At 58.9% G+C, this 248-nt stretch carries 1 pseudogene; it reads right to left on the bottom strand.

Annotated features, from left to right (window positions below):
* A pseudogene (locus QP915_RS11665) lies at positions 1 to 222 on the bottom strand (hypothetical protein); the annotation flags it as partial.
* Positions 223 to 248: the final 26 nt, after the last annotated feature.

Genomic DNA, 248 nt, shown 5'->3' with positions numbered 1-248 from the left:
ATATAGCGTTGCCTCAACGTCTTCCCCGCCTCGGAACGACGGCAATACGGTCCACTCCCCCTCGTACTCCATCGCCGTGACGGCGATGCCAGAGGGATCCGCATAGTAGAGCACTTGATCAAAAGCAGGCGCATCCCACAGGGTCCGGTCTGCGGGAAGCTCCGCGATGAGTTCCTCCGTGTCCACGAAGTCGAATCCGCAGGCGCTAAAAAGTTTATCCATGCCCGCCATCATAGACAGGCGTCTGC

It is taken from the genome of Corynebacterium sp. MSK158 (assembly GCF_030229085.1).
Lineage (GTDB): Bacteria > Actinomycetota > Actinomycetes > Mycobacteriales > Mycobacteriaceae > Corynebacterium.
Note: the sequence above shows the minus strand (reverse complement) of the source record. Positions and strands in the feature narration are given on the sequence as shown.